This window comes from Berryella intestinalis (assembly GCF_000814825.1).
GTDB lineage: Bacteria > Actinomycetota > Coriobacteriia > Coriobacteriales > Eggerthellaceae > Berryella > Berryella intestinalis.
Window position 1 is genome coordinate 605,969 of the sequence record NZ_CP009302.1, and the last position, 18,661, is coordinate 624,629.

The 18,661-nt window shown below is 66.3% G+C and carries 17 protein-coding genes; 13 read left to right on the forward strand and 4 right to left on the reverse strand.

The genetic code is table 11. The annotated features are described in order from the left end of the window. Positions 1–32 precede the first annotated feature (32 nt). From JI75_RS02600 to JI75_RS02650, 11 genes are all read left to right on the forward strand, one after another. A complete protein-coding gene (locus tag JI75_RS02600) occupies positions 33–1,532 on the forward strand; it encodes a S1C family serine protease (protein ID WP_052241534.1) in 1,500 nt (499 codons plus the stop codon). A gap of 108 nt (positions 1,533–1,640) precedes the next feature. Beyond that, positions 1,641–2,363: a UMP kinase gene (pyrH, locus tag JI75_RS02605; protein ID WP_039688530.1), complete on the forward strand. Its 723-nt coding sequence runs from the start codon at positions 1,641–1,643 to the stop codon at positions 2,361–2,363. A gap of 138 nt (positions 2,364–2,501) precedes the next feature. Then, a complete protein-coding gene (gene frr, locus JI75_RS02610; protein WP_039688532.1) occupies positions 2,502–3,059 on the forward strand; it encodes a ribosome recycling factor in 558 nt (185 codons plus the stop codon). Between the two features lie 3 nt (positions 3,060–3,062). Then, the gene (locus tag JI75_RS02615; RefSeq protein ID WP_039688535.1) at positions 3,063–3,842 is read left to right on the forward strand and encodes an isoprenyl transferase; all 780 of its coding nucleotides are present in this window, start codon (positions 3,063–3,065) and stop codon (positions 3,840–3,842) included. 4 nt (positions 3,843–3,846) lie between these two features. Then, positions 3,847–4,755 (forward strand): phosphatidate cytidylyltransferase, encoded by a 909-nt coding sequence (locus tag JI75_RS02620; RefSeq protein ID WP_039688537.1) that lies wholly within the window; start codon positions 3,847–3,849, stop codon positions 4,753–4,755. A gap of 30 nt (positions 4,756–4,785) precedes the next feature. Next, entirely contained in the window at positions 4,786–5,976 is a 1,191-nt protein-coding gene (gene dxr, locus JI75_RS02625; protein WP_052241535.1) for a 1-deoxy-D-xylulose-5-phosphate reductoisomerase, read from the forward strand. A gap of 96 nt (positions 5,977–6,072) precedes the next feature. Next, complete coding sequence (locus tag JI75_RS02630) at positions 6,073–7,179, forward strand: site-2 protease family protein (protein WP_039688538.1); 1,107 nt, start codon at positions 6,073–6,075, stop codon at positions 7,177–7,179. Positions 7,180–7,351: 172 nt separating this feature from the next. Then, the gene (gene ispG, locus JI75_RS02635) at positions 7,352–8,437 is read left to right on the forward strand and encodes a flavodoxin-dependent (E)-4-hydroxy-3-methylbut-2-enyl-diphosphate synthase (RefSeq protein WP_039688540.1); all 1,086 of its coding nucleotides are present in this window, start codon (positions 7,352–7,354) and stop codon (positions 8,435–8,437) included. After that, on the forward strand, positions 8,434–10,185 hold the full coding sequence (locus JI75_RS02640) for a proline--tRNA ligase (RefSeq protein ID WP_039688543.1): 1,752 nt from the start codon (positions 8,434–8,436) through the stop codon (positions 10,183–10,185). Before ispG ends, JI75_RS02640 begins: the two co-directional genes overlap by 4 nt. A gap of 12 nt (positions 10,186–10,197) precedes the next feature. After that, the gene (locus tag JI75_RS02645; protein ID WP_039688545.1) at positions 10,198–10,851 is read left to right on the forward strand and encodes an HAD family hydrolase; all 654 of its coding nucleotides are present in this window, start codon (positions 10,198–10,200) and stop codon (positions 10,849–10,851) included. Positions 10,852–10,865: 14 nt separating this feature from the next. After that, positions 10,866–11,798: a sirohydrochlorin cobaltochelatase gene (locus JI75_RS02650; protein ID WP_052241536.1), complete on the forward strand. Its 933-nt coding sequence runs from the start codon at positions 10,866–10,868 to the stop codon at positions 11,796–11,798. A gap of 112 nt (positions 11,799–11,910) precedes the next feature. Here the strand turns inward: JI75_RS02650 and JI75_RS02655 are convergent, their stop codons facing one another. The 4 genes from JI75_RS02655 to JI75_RS02670 all read right to left on the reverse strand — a co-directional run bounded on the left by JI75_RS02655 (position 11,911) and on the right by JI75_RS02670 (position 16,220). Next, complete coding sequence (locus JI75_RS02655) at positions 11,911–12,756, reverse strand: pirin family protein (protein WP_039688547.1); 846 nt, start codon at positions 12,754–12,756, stop codon at positions 11,911–11,913. Between the two features lie 135 nt (positions 12,757–12,891). After that, a complete protein-coding gene (locus JI75_RS02660; RefSeq protein ID WP_039688549.1) occupies positions 12,892–13,737 on the reverse strand; it encodes a bifunctional 5,10-methylenetetrahydrofolate dehydrogenase/5,10-methenyltetrahydrofolate cyclohydrolase in 846 nt (281 codons plus the stop codon). A gap of 54 nt (positions 13,738–13,791) precedes the next feature. Next, complete coding sequence (locus JI75_RS02665; RefSeq protein ID WP_039688551.1) at positions 13,792–14,418, reverse strand: cyclodeaminase/cyclohydrolase family protein; 627 nt, start codon at positions 14,416–14,418, stop codon at positions 13,792–13,794. Positions 14,419–14,552: 134 nt separating this feature from the next. Next, a complete protein-coding gene (locus JI75_RS02670) occupies positions 14,553–16,220 on the reverse strand; it encodes a formate--tetrahydrofolate ligase (RefSeq protein ID WP_039690402.1) in 1,668 nt (555 codons plus the stop codon). Between the two features lie 333 nt (positions 16,221–16,553). Between JI75_RS02670 and JI75_RS09210 the strand changes: the two genes are divergently transcribed. Then, positions 16,554–16,997 (forward strand): phasin family protein, encoded by a 444-nt coding sequence (locus JI75_RS09210; protein WP_052241538.1) that lies wholly within the window; start codon positions 16,554–16,556, stop codon positions 16,995–16,997. Between the two features lie 13 nt (positions 16,998–17,010). Then, the gene (locus tag JI75_RS02680) at positions 17,011–18,657 is read left to right on the forward strand and encodes an ABC1 kinase family protein (RefSeq protein ID WP_039688553.1); all 1,647 of its coding nucleotides are present in this window, start codon (positions 17,011–17,013) and stop codon (positions 18,655–18,657) included. Positions 18,658–18,661: the final 4 nt, after the last annotated feature.

The window sequence follows — 18,661 nt, forward strand, 5'->3', positions numbered from 1 at the left end:
GCTTTCGACCTCCATGTGAAAAGGAGCGGACCATGAGCGATCAATCCCATCTGCCCAACCAGCCCCAACAGCCCCAACAGCCCCAACAGCCCCAACAGCCCGTGCCGCCTTCCCGGCCCGCGGCGGGGTCCTCGTCGTTCGGAAACGCGGCGCCCGTTCCTCCCCAGGACCGCACGGGCTTCCCCGCGGGCTCAACGGGCGTCTATGCTCCGGTCAACCAGGCTCCGGTGCCGCCGACATCCCACGCGGCAGCTTCCGGCGCGGCGGGATACGGCGGGCCCCGCGTGCCCTCCACCCCGTCTCCCAAGGGCGATCACGTCTTCGCCAAGGCGTTCGGCGGCGCTGCTTTGGCGGTCGTGCTGGGCCTGGGCGGTTTCGCCGCCGTCCAGGGAGCGACCGGCCAGGGTTCGAGGGCGTCCAACGTGACGCTCGGGTCGTCCAACCCCAGCACCATCGAGGCGACCGATCCCGATCAGACGCTTTCCGAGGCGGTCGCCGAAAAGACGCTTCCCTCGGTCGTATGCATCTACGCGTACACCCAAAGCACCCCCTACGGGAACGGCTCGTTCGGATTCGGCCAGAACGGCGGCTCGACCGAGCTGTCCCAGTCGTCTCTGGGCAGCGGCATCATCCTTTCGCAGGACGGTTACATCCTCACGAACTACCACGTGATCGAAGGGTCCGACGCCCTCAAGGTGAACATCGAGGGCACCGAGTACAGCGCCGATATCGTCGGCAGCGACCCGAGCTCGGATCTGGCCGTCATCAAGCTCCAGGGCGCATCGGGCCTGAAAGCCGCCGATCTGGGCGATTCGTCCAAGCTCACGGTGGGGCAGTGGGTCATGACCATCGGCAGCCCCTTCGGCCTCGAGCAGTCGGTGGCTACCGGCGTGGTTTCGGCCACCAGCCGCTCGCAGATCGTCGACAACTCCCAGTCCGAGGGTACCGGCAACTGGAGCAACATGGCTTCCGGCAGCACCATCTACCCCAACATGATCCAGACCGACGCCGCCATCAACCCGGGTAACTCCGGAGGCGCGCTGGTCGATGCCGACGGCAAGGTCATCGGCGTGAATACGCTCATCACCTCCAGCTCGGGCAACTACTCGGGCGTGGGCTTCGCGATCCCCGTCAACTACGCCATCAACATCGCGCAGCAGATCATCGCGGGGGAAACGCCCACGCATGCCCGTCTGGGAGCGACGCTGAACACGGTTAACGCGAGCATCGCGAAGCGCTACAACCTCCCGGTGAGCCAGGGCGCCTACGTCGCTTCGGTGTCGGCGGGCACGGGAGCCGACAGCGCCGGGCTGAAAGAGGGCGATATCGTCACGGCGTTCGACGGCAAGGCGGTGACCGACGCGAGCGATCTCATGCTCGACGTGCGCGAGCACAACCCCGGCGACACGGTGACGGTGACGGTCAACCGGGACGGGCAGACGATGGACCTCACGGTGACCCTGGGATCCGACGCCGAGACGAGCGTCGCTTCGGCATCGAGGCAGCAGCTGTCCGGGTCGAGCCAAAGCTAGGAACGCGACCTGTTTTTTTCAGCGGGGCCGAGTTGATCGGCCCCTTTCTTCTGCCCAAATCAGGTAATATGGGCGGGATGTGAAAGGCCTGTCGGAAGGAAGACCTGAATGGCTGGAGATTACAAGTACAAGCGCGTTTTGCTGAAGCTATCCGGTGAAGCCCTGGCAGGAGACGTCGGCTACGGAATCGATCCGAAGGTCGTCGACGACCTGGCCGACCAGATCGGGGAGATCGTCCACGACGGGGTCCAGCTCGCGGTGGTCATCGGCGGGGGGAACATCTTCCGCGGCATGGCGGGTTCGGCCGAGGGCATGGACCGCTCGCAGGCCGACTACATCGGCATGCTGGCGACGGTCATGAACGCCCTTGCGCTGCAGGACGCCTTCGAGCGCCACGGCATCTTCAGCCGCGTCCAGAGCGCCATCAACATGCAGGAGGTCTCGGAGCCCTACATCCGCCGCCGCGCCCTGCGCCACCTCGAGAAGGGCCGCGTCGTCATCCTGGCGGCCGGGACCGGCAACCCCTATTTCACCACCGACACCACCGCGGCGCTGCGCGCCTGCGAGCTGGATGTCGATTGCCTCATGAAGGCCACGAAGGTCGACGGGGTCTACGACAGCGACCCGGTGAAGAACCCCGATGCGAAGCGCTTCGACCGCATCACCTACATGGACGTTCTGGCCAAGGGCCTCAACGTGATGGACGCCACCGCCACGTCGCTGTGCATGGACAACGACATGCCCATGATCGTGTTCGACCTCACCGAGAAGGGCAACATCGCCCGCGCCCTGAGGGGCGAGCCGGTGGGAACCGTCGTCGAGTCGGCGTAAGGCGCCGCGCCGCCGATCGTCGAAGGGGCGATGGCGGGGCGAGCCGATCTAAGGTATAACCGTAGGTGCGCCGAGACGACGCACTTGAACGGCCCGGACGCCAGGCGTCGGGCATTTCGACCGCAAAGGAGCTTCGGTATGATCGAAGGCATTATCGAGCAGGCAGAGGAGCGCATGATGGGCTCTCTGGAATCGCTGAACACCGCGTTCGCGGGCGTGCGCACCGGGCGCGCCAACGCGATGGTCCTCGACAAGATCCGCGTCGACTACTACGGCGTCCCCACGCCCATCAACCAGATGGCCGGAGTGAAGTCTCCCGACGCCCATATGCTGGTCATCGAGCCGTGGGACAAGTCGGTTCTGCGCGCCATCGAGCACGCCATCCTCGAGAGCGATCTGGGCGTGACGCCTTCCAACGACGGCTCGGTCATCCGCCTGCCGTTCCCCGCCCTCACCGAGGAGCGTCGCCGCGACCTGGTCAAGCAGTGCAAAACCTACGCCGAAGAGGCGCGCGTGTCCGTGCGCAGCGCCCGTCGCGACGCCAACACCGCCATCGAGAAGGCCGTGAAGAACGACAGCCTGCCCGAGGACGACCAGCGCCGCGGCGAGGCCGAGGTGCAAAAGCTCACCGACAAGTACATCGCCGAGGTCGACGCCGCTTTGAAGAAAAAAGAAGCGGAAGTGATGGAGATCTAGCCGATGCTGCGCAAACCGCTCGACTACATATTCCCGAGCCCTCCCGAGGGCTTGAACCCGGAATCGCTTGTCGTCGAAGCGGTGCCGCGCCACGTCGCGGTCATCATGGACGGCAACGGCCGTTGGGCGAAGAAGCGCGCGCTGAACCGCCTGAACGGCCACAAAGCCGGGATCGAGGCGGTGCGCGAGACCATCCGCTGCGCCAACGACGTGGGGGTGGACTACCTCACCATCTACTCGTTCTCGTCGGAGAACTGGAAGCGCCCGCTCGAAGAGGTGAGCGGGCTGATGAACCTGTTCGCCACCACCATGCTCGCCGAGGTCGACGGCCTGCATGAAGAGGGCGTGCGCGTCATGACCATCGGGCATACCGAGGGCCTGCCCGACAAGACCCGCGCCGCCTTCCAGGAGGCCTGGGACAAGACGAAGGACAATGCCGGGATGACGCTGGTCATCGCCGTGAACTACGGCGGGCGCACCGAGATCGTGGATGCGGCCCGCGCGCTGGTCGAGCGCTCCGTGGCCGCGGTCCGCGCAGGCGGGGAGCCCCCCGAGGTCACCGAAAGGGAATTCGAGCGGTTCCTGTACACCTCCCGCATTCCCGACCCCGACGTCATCCTGCGCACCAGCGGGGAGATGCGCGTGTCGAACTTCCTTCTGTGGCAGGGCGCCTACTCCGAGTTCGTGAGCGTCGACGCCCTGTGGCCCGACTTCGACCGATACGAGCTTTTGCGCGCTCTGCTGGAGTTCCAGCGGCGCGACCGTCGGTTCGGGGCGGTGTAGCAGCATGGCCGGCTCGCAAAGCGACGACGAGAAGGGCACGGCCCAGCGCGTCAAGGACTTCGCCTACGAGAAGACCCCCGAGAAGTTCAAGAACGCCAGCGATTTCCAGATCAGGCTCCGCACGGGAACCGTGTACGTGATCATCTGCATCGCCAGCATCTTGGCGGGCGATGTTCCCACCATGTTGTTTTTGGCTGCGACGGCGGGCATCTGCTCTGCCGAGTTCTTCTACATGCTGCGCTCCGACGCGAAGATGCCCAACGAGTGGATCGGCGTGGTCGGTGCGGCGTACCTGCCCATCGCCGCCTTCTTCTTCGGCCTGCGCGGCATCGTGGCCGGCGCGCTTCTGCTGATGCTGGCGCTTACCCTGTGGTACGTGTTCTGGAGCCGCGCACGCATGCAGGATGTGGGCGTGAGCCTGTTCGGAGCGCTGTACACGGGCATGCAGATGGCATGCATCATGCTGGTCCGCACGGCGTTTCCCGGGACCGACGGCGGGCTGCTGGTGCTGCTCCTGTTCGCCAGCATCTGGGCGAACGATGCGTTCGCCTATCTGGTCGGACGCAAGTTCGGAAAGCATAAGCTCGCCCCGCGCACCAGCCCGAACAAAAGCTGGGAAGGGTTTTTCGGCGGCCTTGCCGGCGGCGTGGCCGTCTGGTTCCTCGTCGGGCAGATCCCCAGCGTGCACATCGACCCTCTGCAGACGTTCGTCTTGGGCGCGGCGTGCGGCCTTGCCGGGGTTCTGGGCGATCTGTGCGAGAGCCGCATCAAGCGCAGCGTGGGCTTCAAGGACTCCGGGACGATGATGCCGGGCCACGGAGGGCTGTTCGACCGCTGCGACTCGCTGATGACCACGGCGACGGCGGCCTTCGTGCTGCTCGTGCTGTTCGGTTGCATCAACCCGGTCCTCTAAGGTCCGGTCTTTCAGGAAGAGGGCCTGTTCATGAGTGATAATTCTCCCGCGGCCGCGCGCCGTCCCCGCCGCATCGCCGTTCTGGGTTCCACCGGCTCCATCGGCATGCAGACGCTCGACGTGGCGCGCCGGCATCCCGATAAGGTGGAAGTGGTGGCGCTTGCCGCCGGAACGCGCGCCTCGAAGCTGCTCGATCAGGCGCGGGAGCTGGGCGTGCGCCATCTGGCCCTGGGAGACGAGTCCCAGGCGGCCACCCCGGTCGCCGATCAGCTGCGCGACCAGGCGAGAGAAGGCGGCTCGATCGGTTTCGGGGTGGACGCCGTTGCGGCGCTCGTCGGCCTCGACGGGGTCGATGCGGTGGTGAACGCGCTGGTGGGCGCGGCCGGGCTGCGCGCGAGCTACGACACGCTCAGGCGCGGCCGGGTGCTGGCTCTGGCGAACAAGGAGTCGCTCGTGGTGGGCGGCGACATCATCATGCCGCTCGCGAAGCGCACCGGCATGCTCATGCCCATCGACTCCGAGCACGGCGCGATCTACCAATGCCTGATCGGGGAAGATCCCTCCGAGGTGTCCCGCTTGTGGGTGACGGCGTCGGGCGGTCCGTTTCGCGGCCGCACGCGCGGCGAGCTGGCCCGCGTCACGCCCGCCGAGGCGCTTGCCCATCCGAACTGGAACATGGGCGCCAAGATCTCCATCGACTCGTCCACGCTCATGAACAAGGGCCTCGAGGTGATCGAGGCGCATCACCTGTTCGGATGCCCCTACGATCGCATCAGCGTGGTGGTTCAGCCGCAAAGTGCCATCCATTCGATGGTCGAGTTCTCGGACGGCAGCGTGAAGGCCCACCTGGGAACCACCGACATGCGCATACCCATCCAGTACGCGCTTTCGTACCCCGAGCGCTGGGATGCGCCGGTCGAACCGCTCGATTTCACGAAGCTGGGGTCGCTCGACTTCTCCGCTCCCGACACCGATACGTTCAGGTGCCTCGCCCTTGCGCGCGCGGCCGGCGAGCGCGGCGGCACCCTGCCGTGCGCCATGAACGCCGCCAACGAGGTGGCCGTGGCGGCGTTTCTCGCGGGGGAGGGAACCTACCTGGGGATCGCCTCGTGCGTCGAGGCCGTCATGGAGCGCCACGACGTCGAAGCGGTCGAGAGCATCGAGCAGCTCGAGGCCGTGGATGCCTGGGCCCGCGCGACCGCCCGCGCAAACGTGCGGTAGGCGGCAGTTCGACTTGTAGTCATTTTCTCGACAGTCGCCCACCTGCGGACGGCTCGCCTATAATCGAGGGGAAACATCGAACGAAGGGACCCCTCTGTGGACGTCATTCTCATGATCGTGTACGCGACGATCGCACTCGGATTCCTCGTCTTCATCCACGAAGGCGGGCATTACCTGGCTGCGCGGGCCTTCGGCGTGCGCGTGTCGGAATTCATGCTGGGCCTGCCCGGGCCTTCCGTGGGCTTCACCCATGGCGAGACGCGCTTCGGCGTGACGGCCGTGCTTTTGGGCGGGTACGCCCGCGTGTGCGGCATGGAGCCGGGCGAGATGAGCCCGCACCTCGAGAAGGTCATGGAATCGCTCTATCGCCGCGGCACGGCGACGATGGAGGAGGTGGCCGCCGACTGCGGCATCACCGACGACGAGGCCTACGACGCCCTCGAAGAGCTGGACGAGTGGGGCACGGCGAAGCGGCCCCTGAAGTCCGACGAGCACAACACGTACCGCACCCCTGCGGTGAACCCGACCAAGCGCCAGATCAGGCTGGCTCGGAAAAAGGGCCTGACCGTCCCCGAGAAGTCCGAGATGGGGTCGGCCCGCCCACTCGACGACGCGCACGCCTTCTACGAAAGCGAGTACCGCCGGCAGTACCGCTCGCTTCCGTTCTGGAAGCGCTCGGTCATCCTGCTCGCCGGCATCTTCGTGAACCTGCTGTTCGCCGTGCTCGCGTTCGTGTTCGTCTACTCGGTTCTGGGCATCGATCTGCAGAACACGCAAACGGGCGAGGTGGTTCACCGCGTCATCGACCCGCTGCGCTCGGTCGCGGTCGGCTTCGCCTACATCGGCATGGTGTTCCAGGCGGTGGCCCAGCTGTTCAATCCCCAGACGGCGGCGGAAACCGTGTCGCAGTCCAGCTCGATCGTGGGCATCGCCGTGATCTCGAAGACGGCGGCCGAGCAGGGGCTCCAGTCGTTCCTGTCGTTCATGGCCATGCTGTCGGTGTCGTTGGGCGTCATGAACCTCATCCCCATCCCGCCGCTCGACGGCGGGCGGTTCGCGGTGGAGGTGTACCAGAAGGCTTCGCGCCGGTTGGTGTCCGAGAAGGTCATGACCCGTCTGTCCACCGTGGGGCTCGCGCTGTTCGGCCTCCTGTTCGTCGTGATGATGGGCCAGGACATCTCGAGGTTCGTGCTGGGCGGATAGCGCTTCGCCGGCGGGTGCGCCGCGGGCCGCCCGCGATGCGCGCCCTCGGGGTCGCGCGGGCTTCGGCGCCTGTTTGCGGCAAGGCGGCGCTGCAACGGTTCTGCCGCCGTTTCCCCGCTCTGCGAGGTAAAATGAGAAGGCTGTGCAAATCACGAAACGAAACGGGGGAAGCGTGGCTTACAGAGAACCTGGCGCCCAGGCGGAAAAGCCCAACCAGCTCACCCGTCGCGTCATGGTCGGGTCGGTTCCCGTCGGCGGAGGGGCCTCGGTGGCGGTCCAGTCGATGCTGACGGCCGACGCGCTCGACGTCGGGGCGAACGTCTCCCAGATCGAGGCCCTGGCGGAAGCCGGATGCGAGATCATCCGCATGGCCGTCCCGCGCCGTTCCTGCCTGGATGCGTTCGAGGAGGTGTGCGCACGCTCGCCGCTTCCCGTGGTCGCCGACGTCCATTTCGATGCCCAGATCGCCATCGAGGCCGCCCGCCGCGGGGCGGCCAAGCTGCGCATCAACCCGGGAAACATCGGGGGGTGGGATAAGGCCGACCTCGTGCTCGACGCCGCCGAAGCGGCGGGGATCCCCGTCCGCATCGGCGTGAACGCGGGTTCGCTCGACGAGTCCATCGCCCGCCGCGACGATCTTTCGCTTCCCCAGAAACTCGCGCTGTCGGCGTCCGAGTACGTGCGGCACTGCGAGCAGCGGGGCTTTCGCGACGTGGTGGTAAGCGCGAAGGCGCACGACGTGATGACTACGGTGCGCACCTACCGTCAGCTCGCGCGCGACATCCCGCACGTCCCGCTGCACATCGGCGTCACCGAGGCGGGCACCCGGTTCCAAGGGATCGTGAAGTCGGCATCGGGTCTGGGCATCCTGCTCGAAGAGGGGATCGGCGACACGATGCGCATCTCGCTCACCGACGATCCCGTCAACGAAGTGCGCGCGTGCTGGACGCTGCTCTCGGCGCTCGATATGCGTCGCAGGGGCCCCGAGATCATCAGCTGCCCCACGTGCGGGCGCTGCCAGGTCGATCTGATCGGGTTGGCCGAGCGGGTGGAGGGGCATCTGCGCACGGTGCGCCATCCGGTGAAGGTGGCCGTGATGGGCTGCGTGGTGAACGGTCCCGGCGAGGCGAAAGACGCCGACGTGGGTGTGGCCTGCGGCAAGGGATCGGCCGTCGTATTCAGGAACGGAGAGGTCGTCCGCAAAGTCCCCGAAGACGAGGTTGTGGGCGCATTGATAGAGGAGATCGAAAAGCTATGACGAATATCATCCGCATGAGCAGCCTGTACGCGCCCACTTTGAAGGAGGATCCGTCCGACGCCGAACTCGCGAGCCATAGGCTCCTTCTGCGCGCGGGCATGATCCGCAAGATGGGCTCGGGCCTGTACACCTTCCTTCCTTTGGGCATGCGCGTTCTGAACAAGATCTCGAACATCGTTTCGGAGGAGATGGACGCGATCGGCGCCCAGGAGATCATCATGCCTATCCTGCAGCCGGCCGATCTGTGGCACGAGAGCGGCCGCTGGGAAGCCTACGGCCCCGAGCTGATGCGCATCTCGGATCGCCATGACGCCGATTTCTGCCTGGGGCCCACCCACGAGGAGATCATCACGGCCCTGGTGCGCAACGAGCTGCGCTCCTACAAAGAGCTGCCCTTGGCCTTGTACCAGACCCAGATGAAGTACCGCGACGAGATCCGCCCGCGCTTCGGGCTGATGCGCTCGCGCGAGTTCCTCATGAAAGACGCCTACAGCTTCCACGCCACCCAGGAATCGCTCCAGGAAACCTATGACGACATGAGCGAGGCCTACGGCCGCATCATGGACCGGCTGGGCTTGCAGTGGCGCGCGGTCGAGGCCGACGGCGGCCAGATCGGTGGAAAGGTGACCATCGAGTTCATGGCGCTCGCCGATGCGGGCGAGGCGTCCATCGTGTACAGCGACAGCGGGTATGCGGCCGACACCGAGGCGGGCGTGTGCATCGCGCGGCCCACCGAGTACAAGGTGGACGGCATCGAGAAGATCGCCACCCCGGGGGTCCACACCATCGACGAGCTGGCCGCGTTCCTGGACATCCCCGCAAGCTCCACGGTGAAGGCCCTGTCCGGCAAGGACGGCGAGGGTCGCCTGGCGGTGCTGTTCATCCCCGGCGACCACGAGCTGAACGAGCTGAAGGCCGTGCGCGAGCTCGGGGGCTTCACGCTGCTCACCGACGACGAGATGACGGGCTTCGGCCTGAAGAAGGGCTCGATGGGCCCGGTGGGGCTGCCCAAGGCCGCGCGCCTGGTTGCCGATCGGTCCCTTCAGGGCATCTCGCGCTGGGTCGTGGGCGCCAACGACGACGGATACCATTACGTGGGAGCGCAGCTCGGCGTGGACTTCGAGATCGACGGCTGGGCCGATTTGTGCGAAGTCCAACCCGGCGACAGCTGCCCGGTGAGCGGCGAGCCCCTGAAGGGCGCGCGCGGCATCGAGGTCGGGCAGGTGTTCCAGCTGGGCACGAAGTACTCCGAGGCCATGGGCGCCACGTTCATGGACGAGGACGGGAGCGAGAAGCCGTTCATCATGGGATGCTACGGCGTGGGCGTGTCCCGGGCGCTTGCCGCCGTGGTCGAGCAGTGCCACGACGAGCACGGCATCGCCTGGCCCGCGTCGGTCGCCCCCGCGCACGTGTGCGTGATTCCCCTGACGGTGAACGACGATACGGTGGGGCCGGCGGCCGAGAAGCTGGCGGCGGAGCTGGCCGAGCTCGGCGTCGAGGTGGCCATCGACGACCGGAAGGACCGCGCGGGCGTGAAGTTCAACGACGCCGACCTCATCGGCTGGCCCGTCCAGATCATCGTGGGCAAGCGCGGTCTCGAGGCGGGAACCGTCGAGGTCAAGCATCGCCGCACCGGCGAGAAGAAGGACGTCTCCCTCTCGTCGATCGTCGAGCTGTTCACGTTCGCCCACAAGGCTGTGCGCCAGGGGGTCAGCCCCCTTACCGCCTACGCCTCCATCCTCCAGTAGGATCGAAGCGGCATGGCGAGAGCGAAGGCGGTGCTGTTCGACAACGACGGCACGCTGGTCGATACGGCGGAACTTCTGCTGAAGACGTTCCGCTATGCGACCAGGGCCGTTTTGAACCGGGAGTTCACCGACGAACAGCTGATGCGCGGCGTGGGCATCCCGCTTGCGGACCAGATGTACGACTTCACCGACGATCCGGTCGAGGCCGAGGAGCTGCTGCGGGTGTACCGTGCGTACAACAAGACGATACACGACGAAATGATTTCGGTGTTTCCCGGGATCCCCGAGCTTTTGCTTGCGTTGGAGCGCGCTGGGATCCGCTTGGGCGTGGTTACGTCCAAGCGCCACGACGTGTGCCAGCACGGGCTTGAGATCTGCGGGATCGCCGATCGCTTCGAGTTCGTGGTCGGATCCGACGATTGCAGCGAGCATAAGCCAAAGCCCGGTCCGGTGCTGTACGGCTGCGAGCTTTTGGGCATTGATCCGTCCGAGGCGGTGTATGTGGGGGACAGCCCCTACGATATCCTCGCCGGCCGGGCGGCGGGCGTTCGGACCCTGGGGGTGACCTGGGGCGTGTTCTCCCGCCGGCAGATCGCCGAAGCCGCTGAACCGACGTTTTGGGCCCACGATGCTGCGGAGGCCGCGCGCATCCTGGGCGTTTCGTAGAAAGAAGAGGGCATATGGGTTTCGGATCGTGCGAACCGATCGCCGACGACGCCGCCGCGGCTGCGGGGGTCGGTCGGTTGGAGGCGATCGACTTTGCGCGGGGCGCCCGCGATATGGAAGAGCTCGGCCGCATCCGCTGCGGACGGGACGAAGGCGAGCTTCGCCCGGTTATGCTGGTCGCCAGTTTCGGCACCAGCTATAACGACAACCGCGCAGACACCATCGGCGCGATCGAGTGCGCTTTGGCCGCTGCGTTTCCGCGCTTCGAAGTGCGCCGGGCGTTCACGGCGCTCGAGATTATCGAGAAGCTCGCCCAGCGCGACGGATACCGGGTGGACACGGTGGAGCAGGCTCTCGCCCGCTGCGATGAAGACGGCGTCCGCGAGGTGTACGTGCTTCCCACCCACCTCATTCCCGGGCGCGAATACGCCGACGCCCGCCGCGCGGTCGAGGGGTTCTCGGGACGCTTCGACGTGCTGAAGATGGCCGGGCCGCTCCTCGATTCCCCCGACGACATCGACCGCGTGATCGAGGCCTGCGTCGAGGCCATGGACCCTTCGGGAGGCGAGGGGGAGACTGCGCTGTGCCTGATGGGCCACGGGACCAACGTCGCGGCCAACGCAGTGTACTTCGCCGTGCGCGACGCGCTTGCGCTCAAGGGTCCGTTTCGCCATTTCATTGGTACGGTGGAGGGCACGCCCACGCTCGAGGACGCGGTTGGGGAGATGGTCGCCGCCGGGGCGCGCCGCGCAGTGCTGAGGCCGCTTATGGTGGTGGCGGGCGATCATGCGAACAACGACATGGCCGACGCGGACGATCCCGAATCGCTGGCGGGGATGCTGTCGGCTCGCGGGGTCGATGTGGAATGCCAGGTGGAGGGGTTGGGCCAGCTTCCCGCTATCCGCGCGCTGTACGTCGAGCACGCGCACACGATGGTCGAAGGGTAGGGACCTCCTCTTTCGGCGAGCGACACCGCGTTGGAAGGAAGGCCGCACGCGCGCCGAAGGCCCCGCTGCGAAGACAGTGCGTTTCCGGCGGGGCCCTCGGCGGCTGCTGCTGCTAAGCGTCGAAGCGGATCTTGCCCTTGATGAAAGTTCCGCGATCGAGTTCGTCGAAGGCCTCCAGCAGCCCGGCGCGGGTGTCCATGACGATGGGTCCGCCCCAATGGACCGGCTCATCGAGCCGCTGCGAGCTCATGACCAGGACTTGGGCGGGTGTGTCGCCGGTCTCGACGGACAGGGTGTCGCCTTCGGTGAGCTTTACCGCTGTTTTCTCCTCGATGGGCTCTCCGGCGATGCGGCAGTCGCCCAGCAGCGTGAACGCCATGACCGACCGATCCCGCTCGAAATCGAGGACGACGTGCGCGTGCGGCTCGAGTTCGAGCGCATAGTAATCGAAGGGCAGGTGCGGCGCCTCGAACCCCGTGCGCCCCTTGTACGATCCCGCGACGAGCCGCAAAACGCCGCCTTCGATCTCGATATCCTCGATCTGGCCCTTCCTGATGGGATGGTAGGCGGGCTCGCACATCTTCTCGTCCGCCGGGAGGTTCAGCCACAGCTGCACGCCCAGCATGCGCTCGCATGCGGGGAGCCTCTCTTCGTGCATGATGCCCGAACCGGCCGTCATCCACTGCACCTCGCCGTCGGAGATGGTGTCCTCGTTGCCGAGGCTGTCCAGGTGGGTCATCTTGCCGCGTGCGAGGTACGAGATGGTCTCGATTCCGCGGTGCGGGTGCAGGGGGAACCCCGCCGTGTAGTCGTCGGGGTCGGTGCTGTCGAACGAGTCGAGCATGAGGATGGGGTCGAACTCGTCGACGGAGTGGTCCCCCAAAACGCGAACGAGGCTCACGCCCGCACCGTCCTGCGTGCGGTATCCGACCACTTTGCTCTTCACCGTGCGTTCCATGATGTTCCTCTCTTTTCGGTCTGTCCCTCCCAGTGTAGGGAACGAGCCGGAGGGCAAGCCGCGCGCAGGGCCCGGCGTCACGCTCTCGTGGGGAAACGGAAACGGTGGCGAATACGCGTCGTGGACGGCGCGTTCCTATGCGCCGGCCGCTTCGATGACGTGGCTTGCCAAAACGCTGGTGGTCACGGCCCCCACGCCTCCGGGAACGGGGGTGATGGCGCCCACGAGGGGCTCGACCTCGTCGAACCTCACGTCGCCGACCAGCTTGCCCTTCTCGTCGCTCCAGTTCGTCCCAACGTCAATGACGGTCTGGCCGGCGCCGAAGTACTCCGCGCCGATCGATTCAGCGCGCCCGATGGCCACGATCACGATATCGGCCGCGCGGGTGAGGGCGGGCGCGTCGTTCGTGCGCGAGTGGCAGATGGTGGGCGTTGCGTTCTCGTGCAGCAGCAGCATGGCCACGGGCCGTCCGATGACGAGGCTGCGTCCCAGCACGGCCACGTGCTTGCCGGCCGTCTCGATGCCGTAGTGCTTCAGGATCTCGAGGCAGGCCTGCGCGGTGCAGGGGGCGAACCCGTCGCTCGATCCCGCGAACACCCCTGCGAGCGATCCGGCGGTCGCCGCATCGACGTCCTTGCGGGAATCGAGCGTGGCGGCGGCCTTGTCGAGGTCGAGGTGCGCGGGCAGGGGGCTGAGCATCAGGACGCCGTGGACGCCCGCATCGGCGTTCAGGTTGCGGATGGCGTCGAGCAGCTCTTCTTGGGCGCAGGTCTCAGGCAGGCGGATGTGCCGCACCTCGATCCCGATGCCCTCGCAGCGCTTCGTCGCACCGCGCTCGTAGGCGATCTGGTCTTCTCTCTCTCCCACGCGCAGCACGGCGAGGGTGGGAACGGTGCCGGAGTCGCGCAGGCGGCGGGCTTGGTCGCTGAGGCGTTCCTTCATCGCTGCGGCGACGTCTTTTCCGGACAGGAGCATGGCCATGGCGGGTTCCTTTCCCAAGGGGTGGGTCGAGCGGGCGGCTCGCGGTCTTTTCGGCTAGCGGGGGCTTCGCACCGCGTCCATGACGGATGCGAGCGTTTCGTCGGCGAGGGGCCCGTACGTTGCGAGCAGTTCGTCGGCCTCGGATTCCAGCTGGTCGGCGCAGGCGCGGTCGGTCATCGACTTGGTGTTGATGAACACGCTGAGGCTCGCGCTTTGCAGGGCGGCCCTGCAAAGCGCCGCACCCGCTCCGACGTCGGACAGGGCGAGCCTCGATCCGATCTGCGCCATGCGGGCATGCACGGCGATTCCGCGGGCCGCCAGGCGCATGATGTCGAGCGGCGGCGTACAGGCGGTCTTCAGGGCGGCTTCCATGATGCGCTCCCTGTCGGGATCGTCCTTTGCGATCCCGTAGGCTCTCGACAGCGGGGCGAACGCCTCGGCATCGGCATCGATCGCCGCTTTGAGCGCTGCGGAGAGCCCGGCGGCCTCCTCGACGAGCGCGGCCGCCTCGGCTTCTACATCGGCGTACTTCTTCTTCCCGATGGTGAGGTTGCCCACCATGCCGGCGAGGTCGCACCCGAGCGCCCCGGCCAGCGCGGCTGCCCCGCCCCCTCCGGGAACGGCGTCCTTCGAGGCCAGCTTACGGGAAAAATCGTCGATCGCGTCGGTGCGAAACGTCACGGGGTACCTCCTTGGTGGGTTCGACGGCATGCGCGTATGATAGCGAAACGAACGGCTCCCGCGCGTGCGGGCGGCCGTTCGTTTCGGTGAAGTCCTCGGTTTCCATGGAAGCGCCCCGAAGGGCGCGGCTGCCTTTAGAAGAGCCCGACGATGCGACCCGTCTCGTCGACGTCGATGCGCTCGGCGGCAGGGGACTTGCCCAGCCCCGGCATGGTCATGATGCTGCCGGTGAGCGCCACGACGAAGCCGGCGCCGGCGCTTACCTTCACGTCGCGCACAGAGATGCGGAAACCGCGCGGGGCGCCGATGCGCGCGGCGTCGTCGGTGAAGCTGGCGGGCGTCTTCGCCATGCAGACGGGGAGCTTCCCGAAACCGAGGGATTCGAGCTTGGCGATCTCCTTGAGCACCTTCGGCTCGATCGTCACGCCTTCGGCTCGGTAGATGCGCTTCGCGATGGCCTCGATCTTGTCGGCGATCCCGGCCTCGGCGTCGTAGGCGAATTCCAGCTCGCTTTCCTGCTCGCACAGGCGGACGACCTCTTCGGCAAGCGCCGCTCCGCCCGCTCCGCCTTTTTCCCACACTTCGGACAGAGCGACGTTCACGCCCAGTTCGCGGCAGCGATCCGCGATGAGGGCGACCTCGGCGTCGGTGTCGGTGGGGAAGCGGTTGATGGCCACGACGCAGGGCAGCTTGAATACGCCGGTGACGTTTTCGACGTGCTGCAGCAGGTTGGGCAGACCTGCCTCGAGCGCTTCGAGGTTCTCGTCTCCCAGCTGCTTCTTATCGGCTCCGCCGTGCATCTTCAGCGCGCGGACGGTGGCGACCACCACGACGGCGCTGGGGCGCACGCCCGTGAGGCGGCACTTGATGTCGAGGAACTTCTCGGCCCCCAGGTCGGCGCCGAACCCCGCCTCGGTTACCGTGTAGTCGCCCAAAGCGAGCGCCATGTTGGTCGCCATGATGGAGTTGCAGCCGTGGGCGATGTTGGCGAAGGGGCCGCCGTGGACGAAGGCGGGCGTGCCCTCGAGGGTCTGGACCAGGTTCGGCTTCAGCGCGTCTTTCAGAAGCGCGGCCATCGCGCCCTGGGCGTTCAGCTGGCCGGCGGTGATGGGCTGGTCGTCAAAGGTGTATCCGACCACCATGCGCGCGAGACGCTCTTTGAGGTCGCTGATGCTGGTGGACAGGCAGAACACGGCCATGATCTCGCTTGCGACGGTGATGTCGAACCCGTCTTGGCGCGGGAACCCGTTCACCTTGCCGCCCAGGCCCACCACGATCTCGCGCAGGGCTCGGTCGTTCATGTCCACGGCGCGCTTCCAGGTGATCTTGCGCGCGTCGAACCCGAGCGCGTTGCCCTGGTGGATGTGGTTGTCGATCATGGCCGCGAGCAGGTTGTTGGCGGCTCCGATGGCATGGAAGTCGCCGGTGAAGTGCAAGTTGATGTCTTCCATGGGAACGACCTGGGCGTATCCGCCCCCGGCCGCGCCCCCCTTGATGCCGAACACCGGTCCGAGGGACGGTTCGCGCAGGGCGATGACCGTCTTTTTCCCCATGCGGGAAAGCGCGTCGCCCAAACCGACCGTCGTCGTGGTCTTCCCCTCGCCGGCGGCGGTGGGGTTGATGGCGGTCACCAAGACGAGCTTGCCGGGTTCGCTCGGGTTCTCGCGCAGGTAGTTGTAGTCGACCTTCGCCTTGCGGCTGCCGTACATCTCAAGGTAGCGCTCCGGTATCCCCAGTTTCGCAGCGACGTCTGAGATCGGGGAGGTTTCGGTCTCTTGGGCGATTTCGATGTCGGATTTCATCATGATTCCTTCTTTCCCCGAGTCGGTTCCATCGCCGCCGCACCGGCAGCGCCTAACGCCCCAAGTGTACGGCCCGCCCTCGCCCTCCGCGCTCGGAATCTCGGACTTCGCCGGGTTTCTCGATGAGCGGCTCTTCTCGCAGCCCCCTCGCCCGCTTCCGCATCCGATGGCCGGAAGTCTTTCGCGCCCCATCGCCTCGATGTCTCGGGTTTCGGGGCGGCGCCTATTGAGATCGGCTCGGATTTGGTGCATTATCGAATCACCCGAACGGTATCCCGAGGTGTCGCGCGGGTTGTGCGGAGGGCCTCGGGACCACGAGCGAAGGAGGGTCAGATGACGGACAATCGCAACAGCGGCTTCGAGGTCATAGGCGATGGGTTCAAAAGCGTCTTCCTTGCGGGTCTCGGTGCGCTTTCCCTAGGCGCCGAGAAGGGAAAAGAACTGGTCGATGCTATGGTGAAGCAAGGCGAGATCTCGTTCGAGCAAGGCAAGGAGATCAACTCCGAGCTGCAGCGCAAGGCGGCGGCCGTCGCCGAGACCGCGCGCGACACCGCGCTCGAGGCGCGTATGAAGGCCATGTCCCCCGACGAGCGCGATGCCTTCGCGGCCAAGGTGGCCGAGCTCGCCAAGCGCCAGAACGCGGAGACCGAAGAGGTCGTCGCCGAGGTGGAAGCGGTGGTCGAGGAGGCGGATCCCGCGCCGAGCGCCGATAAGGGCGATAGCGACGCGGGGCCGGACGGCGCGACCGGGGAAGCGGACCGCGCCGGACAGGCGTAGCCCCTTAGCTTTCATGGCGGGAAACACGCTGCTCAGATACCTGTTCTCGACGGGGCGGGCGGGCGCCGACAGCCGTTATCGGTTCAACGCGCTCTCCCGTTTCCGTCGCATGCGGCAGATCACGGGGATCGCCCTCAAGCACGATGCGCTGAAGGGCTTCACCCCCGTGGAGTTCAGGCGCTGTCTCGAGGAGATGGGCCCGAGCTTCGTCAAGATCGGGCAGGCCCTCGCCCTGCGCTCCGAGATACTGCCGCGCGTGTACTGCGACGAGTTGGCGAAACTTCAGACTTCATGCGATCCGCTGCCGTTCGACCAGGTGGATAGGCAGCTACGCGGTCTGTACGGCGAGCGCTTCGACGACGTGTTCGCCTCGATCGACCCCGAGCCCTTGGGGTCGGCCTCCCTCGCGCAGGTGCACAAGGCCCAGCTTGCAACCGGTGAGACGGTTGCGGTGAAGGTGCAGCGCCCCGGCGTGAAGGAGACGATGGCGCAAGACATCGACATTATGCGGGCGCTGGCGGTCCGTGCAGCGGCTTTGGTGAAAGACGAGCAGGTGCTCGATTTCCGCGACGTGGTCGAGGAGATGTGGACCACGTTTCTGGAGGAGACCGACTTCGAGCGCGAGGCCCGGCACCTCCAGCTGTTCAAGCGGCTGAACGCCGGTACGGTGTTCGTGGACTGCCCGCGCGTGTACCCCGAGTATTCGAGCGAATACGTTCTGGTGATGGAATACATCGACGGCATTCCCATCGCGGCGGCCGATCGGCTTGTGGCAGCCGGATACGACCTTTCCGAGATCGGGGAGAAGATCCTCGACAACTACGCCACCCAGGTGCTCGAGCACGGGTTCTTCCACGCCGATCCGCATCCGGGAAACATCCTCGTGCGGGCGGGGAAGATCGTCTACATCGATCTGGGAATCATGGGGCGCCTCTCGCCCAGCCAGCGGACGGGATTCTCCCGCATCATCAAAGGCGTGGGGACGGGCAGCGCGTCCGAACTGAAAGACGCCCTGTTCTCGTTCGCCGCATCGAAGGACTTGTCGAAGGTCGATCACGCGCGCTTTCTCGCCGACCTCGATCTGCTGCTGCAAGATTACGGGTCCTGCGAGGTGGCCGATCTGGATATCGGGAACTTCCTCAGCGACATCTTCGCGCTGACGCGCACGAGCAAGGTGACGCTTCCCTCGGCCATCACCAACGTGTCGCGCGGGATCGTGACCATCGAGGGGACGGTCGCGGCCTACATCCCCAACGACAACATCGTGAACATCATCAACCAGCATCTGCTGCGCGTCGAGAAGGGGAAGTCCGCGGTCGAGGAGCTGGAGGCGGCGGCGATCGCCCTGAAGGGGGCGAGCGACGGGCTGGTGAGCGCGGCTCGGCTGTCGGGCGAGGTGCTGCGCATGCTGACGCGCGGGCAGATCAAGGTGAACATGGAGGTTCTAGGCTCCGAGGCCCCGATGCGCTCGCTGTCGCGCATGATGAACCGCCTGACCATCGGTATCGTCATCGCGGGCCTGTTCATAGGGTCAAGTCTGTTCGCCCCTTACGGGACCGATCCGAAGGTGCTGGGCATGCCGCTTCTGTCCTTCTTCGGGTATGCCGGGGCGATGGCCCTTTCCATCTGGCTGGTCCACGACATCTGGCGCCGACGCTGAGGCC

Excerpts from the sequence above, each read along its gene's own strand:
- JI75_RS02620 (WP_039688537.1), top strand. The coding sequence starts at position 3,847 with ATGGCCGGCTCGCAAAGCGACGACGAGAAGGGCACGGCCCAGCGCGTC.
- JI75_RS02600 (WP_052241534.1), top strand. The coding sequence starts at position 33 with ATGAGCGATCAATCCCATCTGCCCAACCAGCCCCAACAGCCCCAACAG.
- JI75_RS02670 (WP_039690402.1), bottom strand. The coding sequence starts at position 16,220 with ATGAAATCCGACATCGAAATCGCCCAAGAGACCGAAACCTCCCCGATC.
- JI75_RS02655 (WP_039688547.1), bottom strand. The coding sequence starts at position 12,756 with ATGGAACGCACGGTGAAGAGCAAAGTGGTCGGATACCGCACGCAGGAC.
- JI75_RS02660 (WP_039688549.1), bottom strand. The coding sequence starts at position 13,737 with ATGGCCATGCTCCTGTCCGGAAAAGACGTCGCCGCAGCGATGAAGGAA.
- JI75_RS02650 (WP_052241536.1), top strand. The coding sequence starts at position 10,866 with ATGGGTTTCGGATCGTGCGAACCGATCGCCGACGACGCCGCCGCGGCT.
- JI75_RS02615 (WP_039688535.1), top strand. The coding sequence starts at position 3,063 with ATGCTGCGCAAACCGCTCGACTACATATTCCCGAGCCCTCCCGAGGGC.
- dxr (WP_052241535.1), top strand. The coding sequence starts at position 4,786 with ATGAGTGATAATTCTCCCGCGGCCGCGCGCCGTCCCCGCCGCATCGCC.
- frr (WP_039688532.1), top strand. The coding sequence starts at position 2,502 with ATGATCGAAGGCATTATCGAGCAGGCAGAGGAGCGCATGATGGGCTCT.
- JI75_RS09210 (WP_052241538.1), top strand. The coding sequence starts at position 16,554 with ATGACGGACAATCGCAACAGCGGCTTCGAGGTCATAGGCGATGGGTTC.
- pyrH (WP_039688530.1), top strand. The coding sequence starts at position 1,641 with ATGGCTGGAGATTACAAGTACAAGCGCGTTTTGCTGAAGCTATCCGGT.
- JI75_RS02640 (WP_039688543.1), top strand. The coding sequence starts at position 8,434 with ATGACGAATATCATCCGCATGAGCAGCCTGTACGCGCCCACTTTGAAG.
- JI75_RS02645 (WP_039688545.1), top strand. The coding sequence starts at position 10,198 with ATGGCGAGAGCGAAGGCGGTGCTGTTCGACAACGACGGCACGCTGGTC.
- JI75_RS02680 (WP_039688553.1), top strand. The coding sequence starts at position 17,011 with ATGGCGGGAAACACGCTGCTCAGATACCTGTTCTCGACGGGGCGGGCG.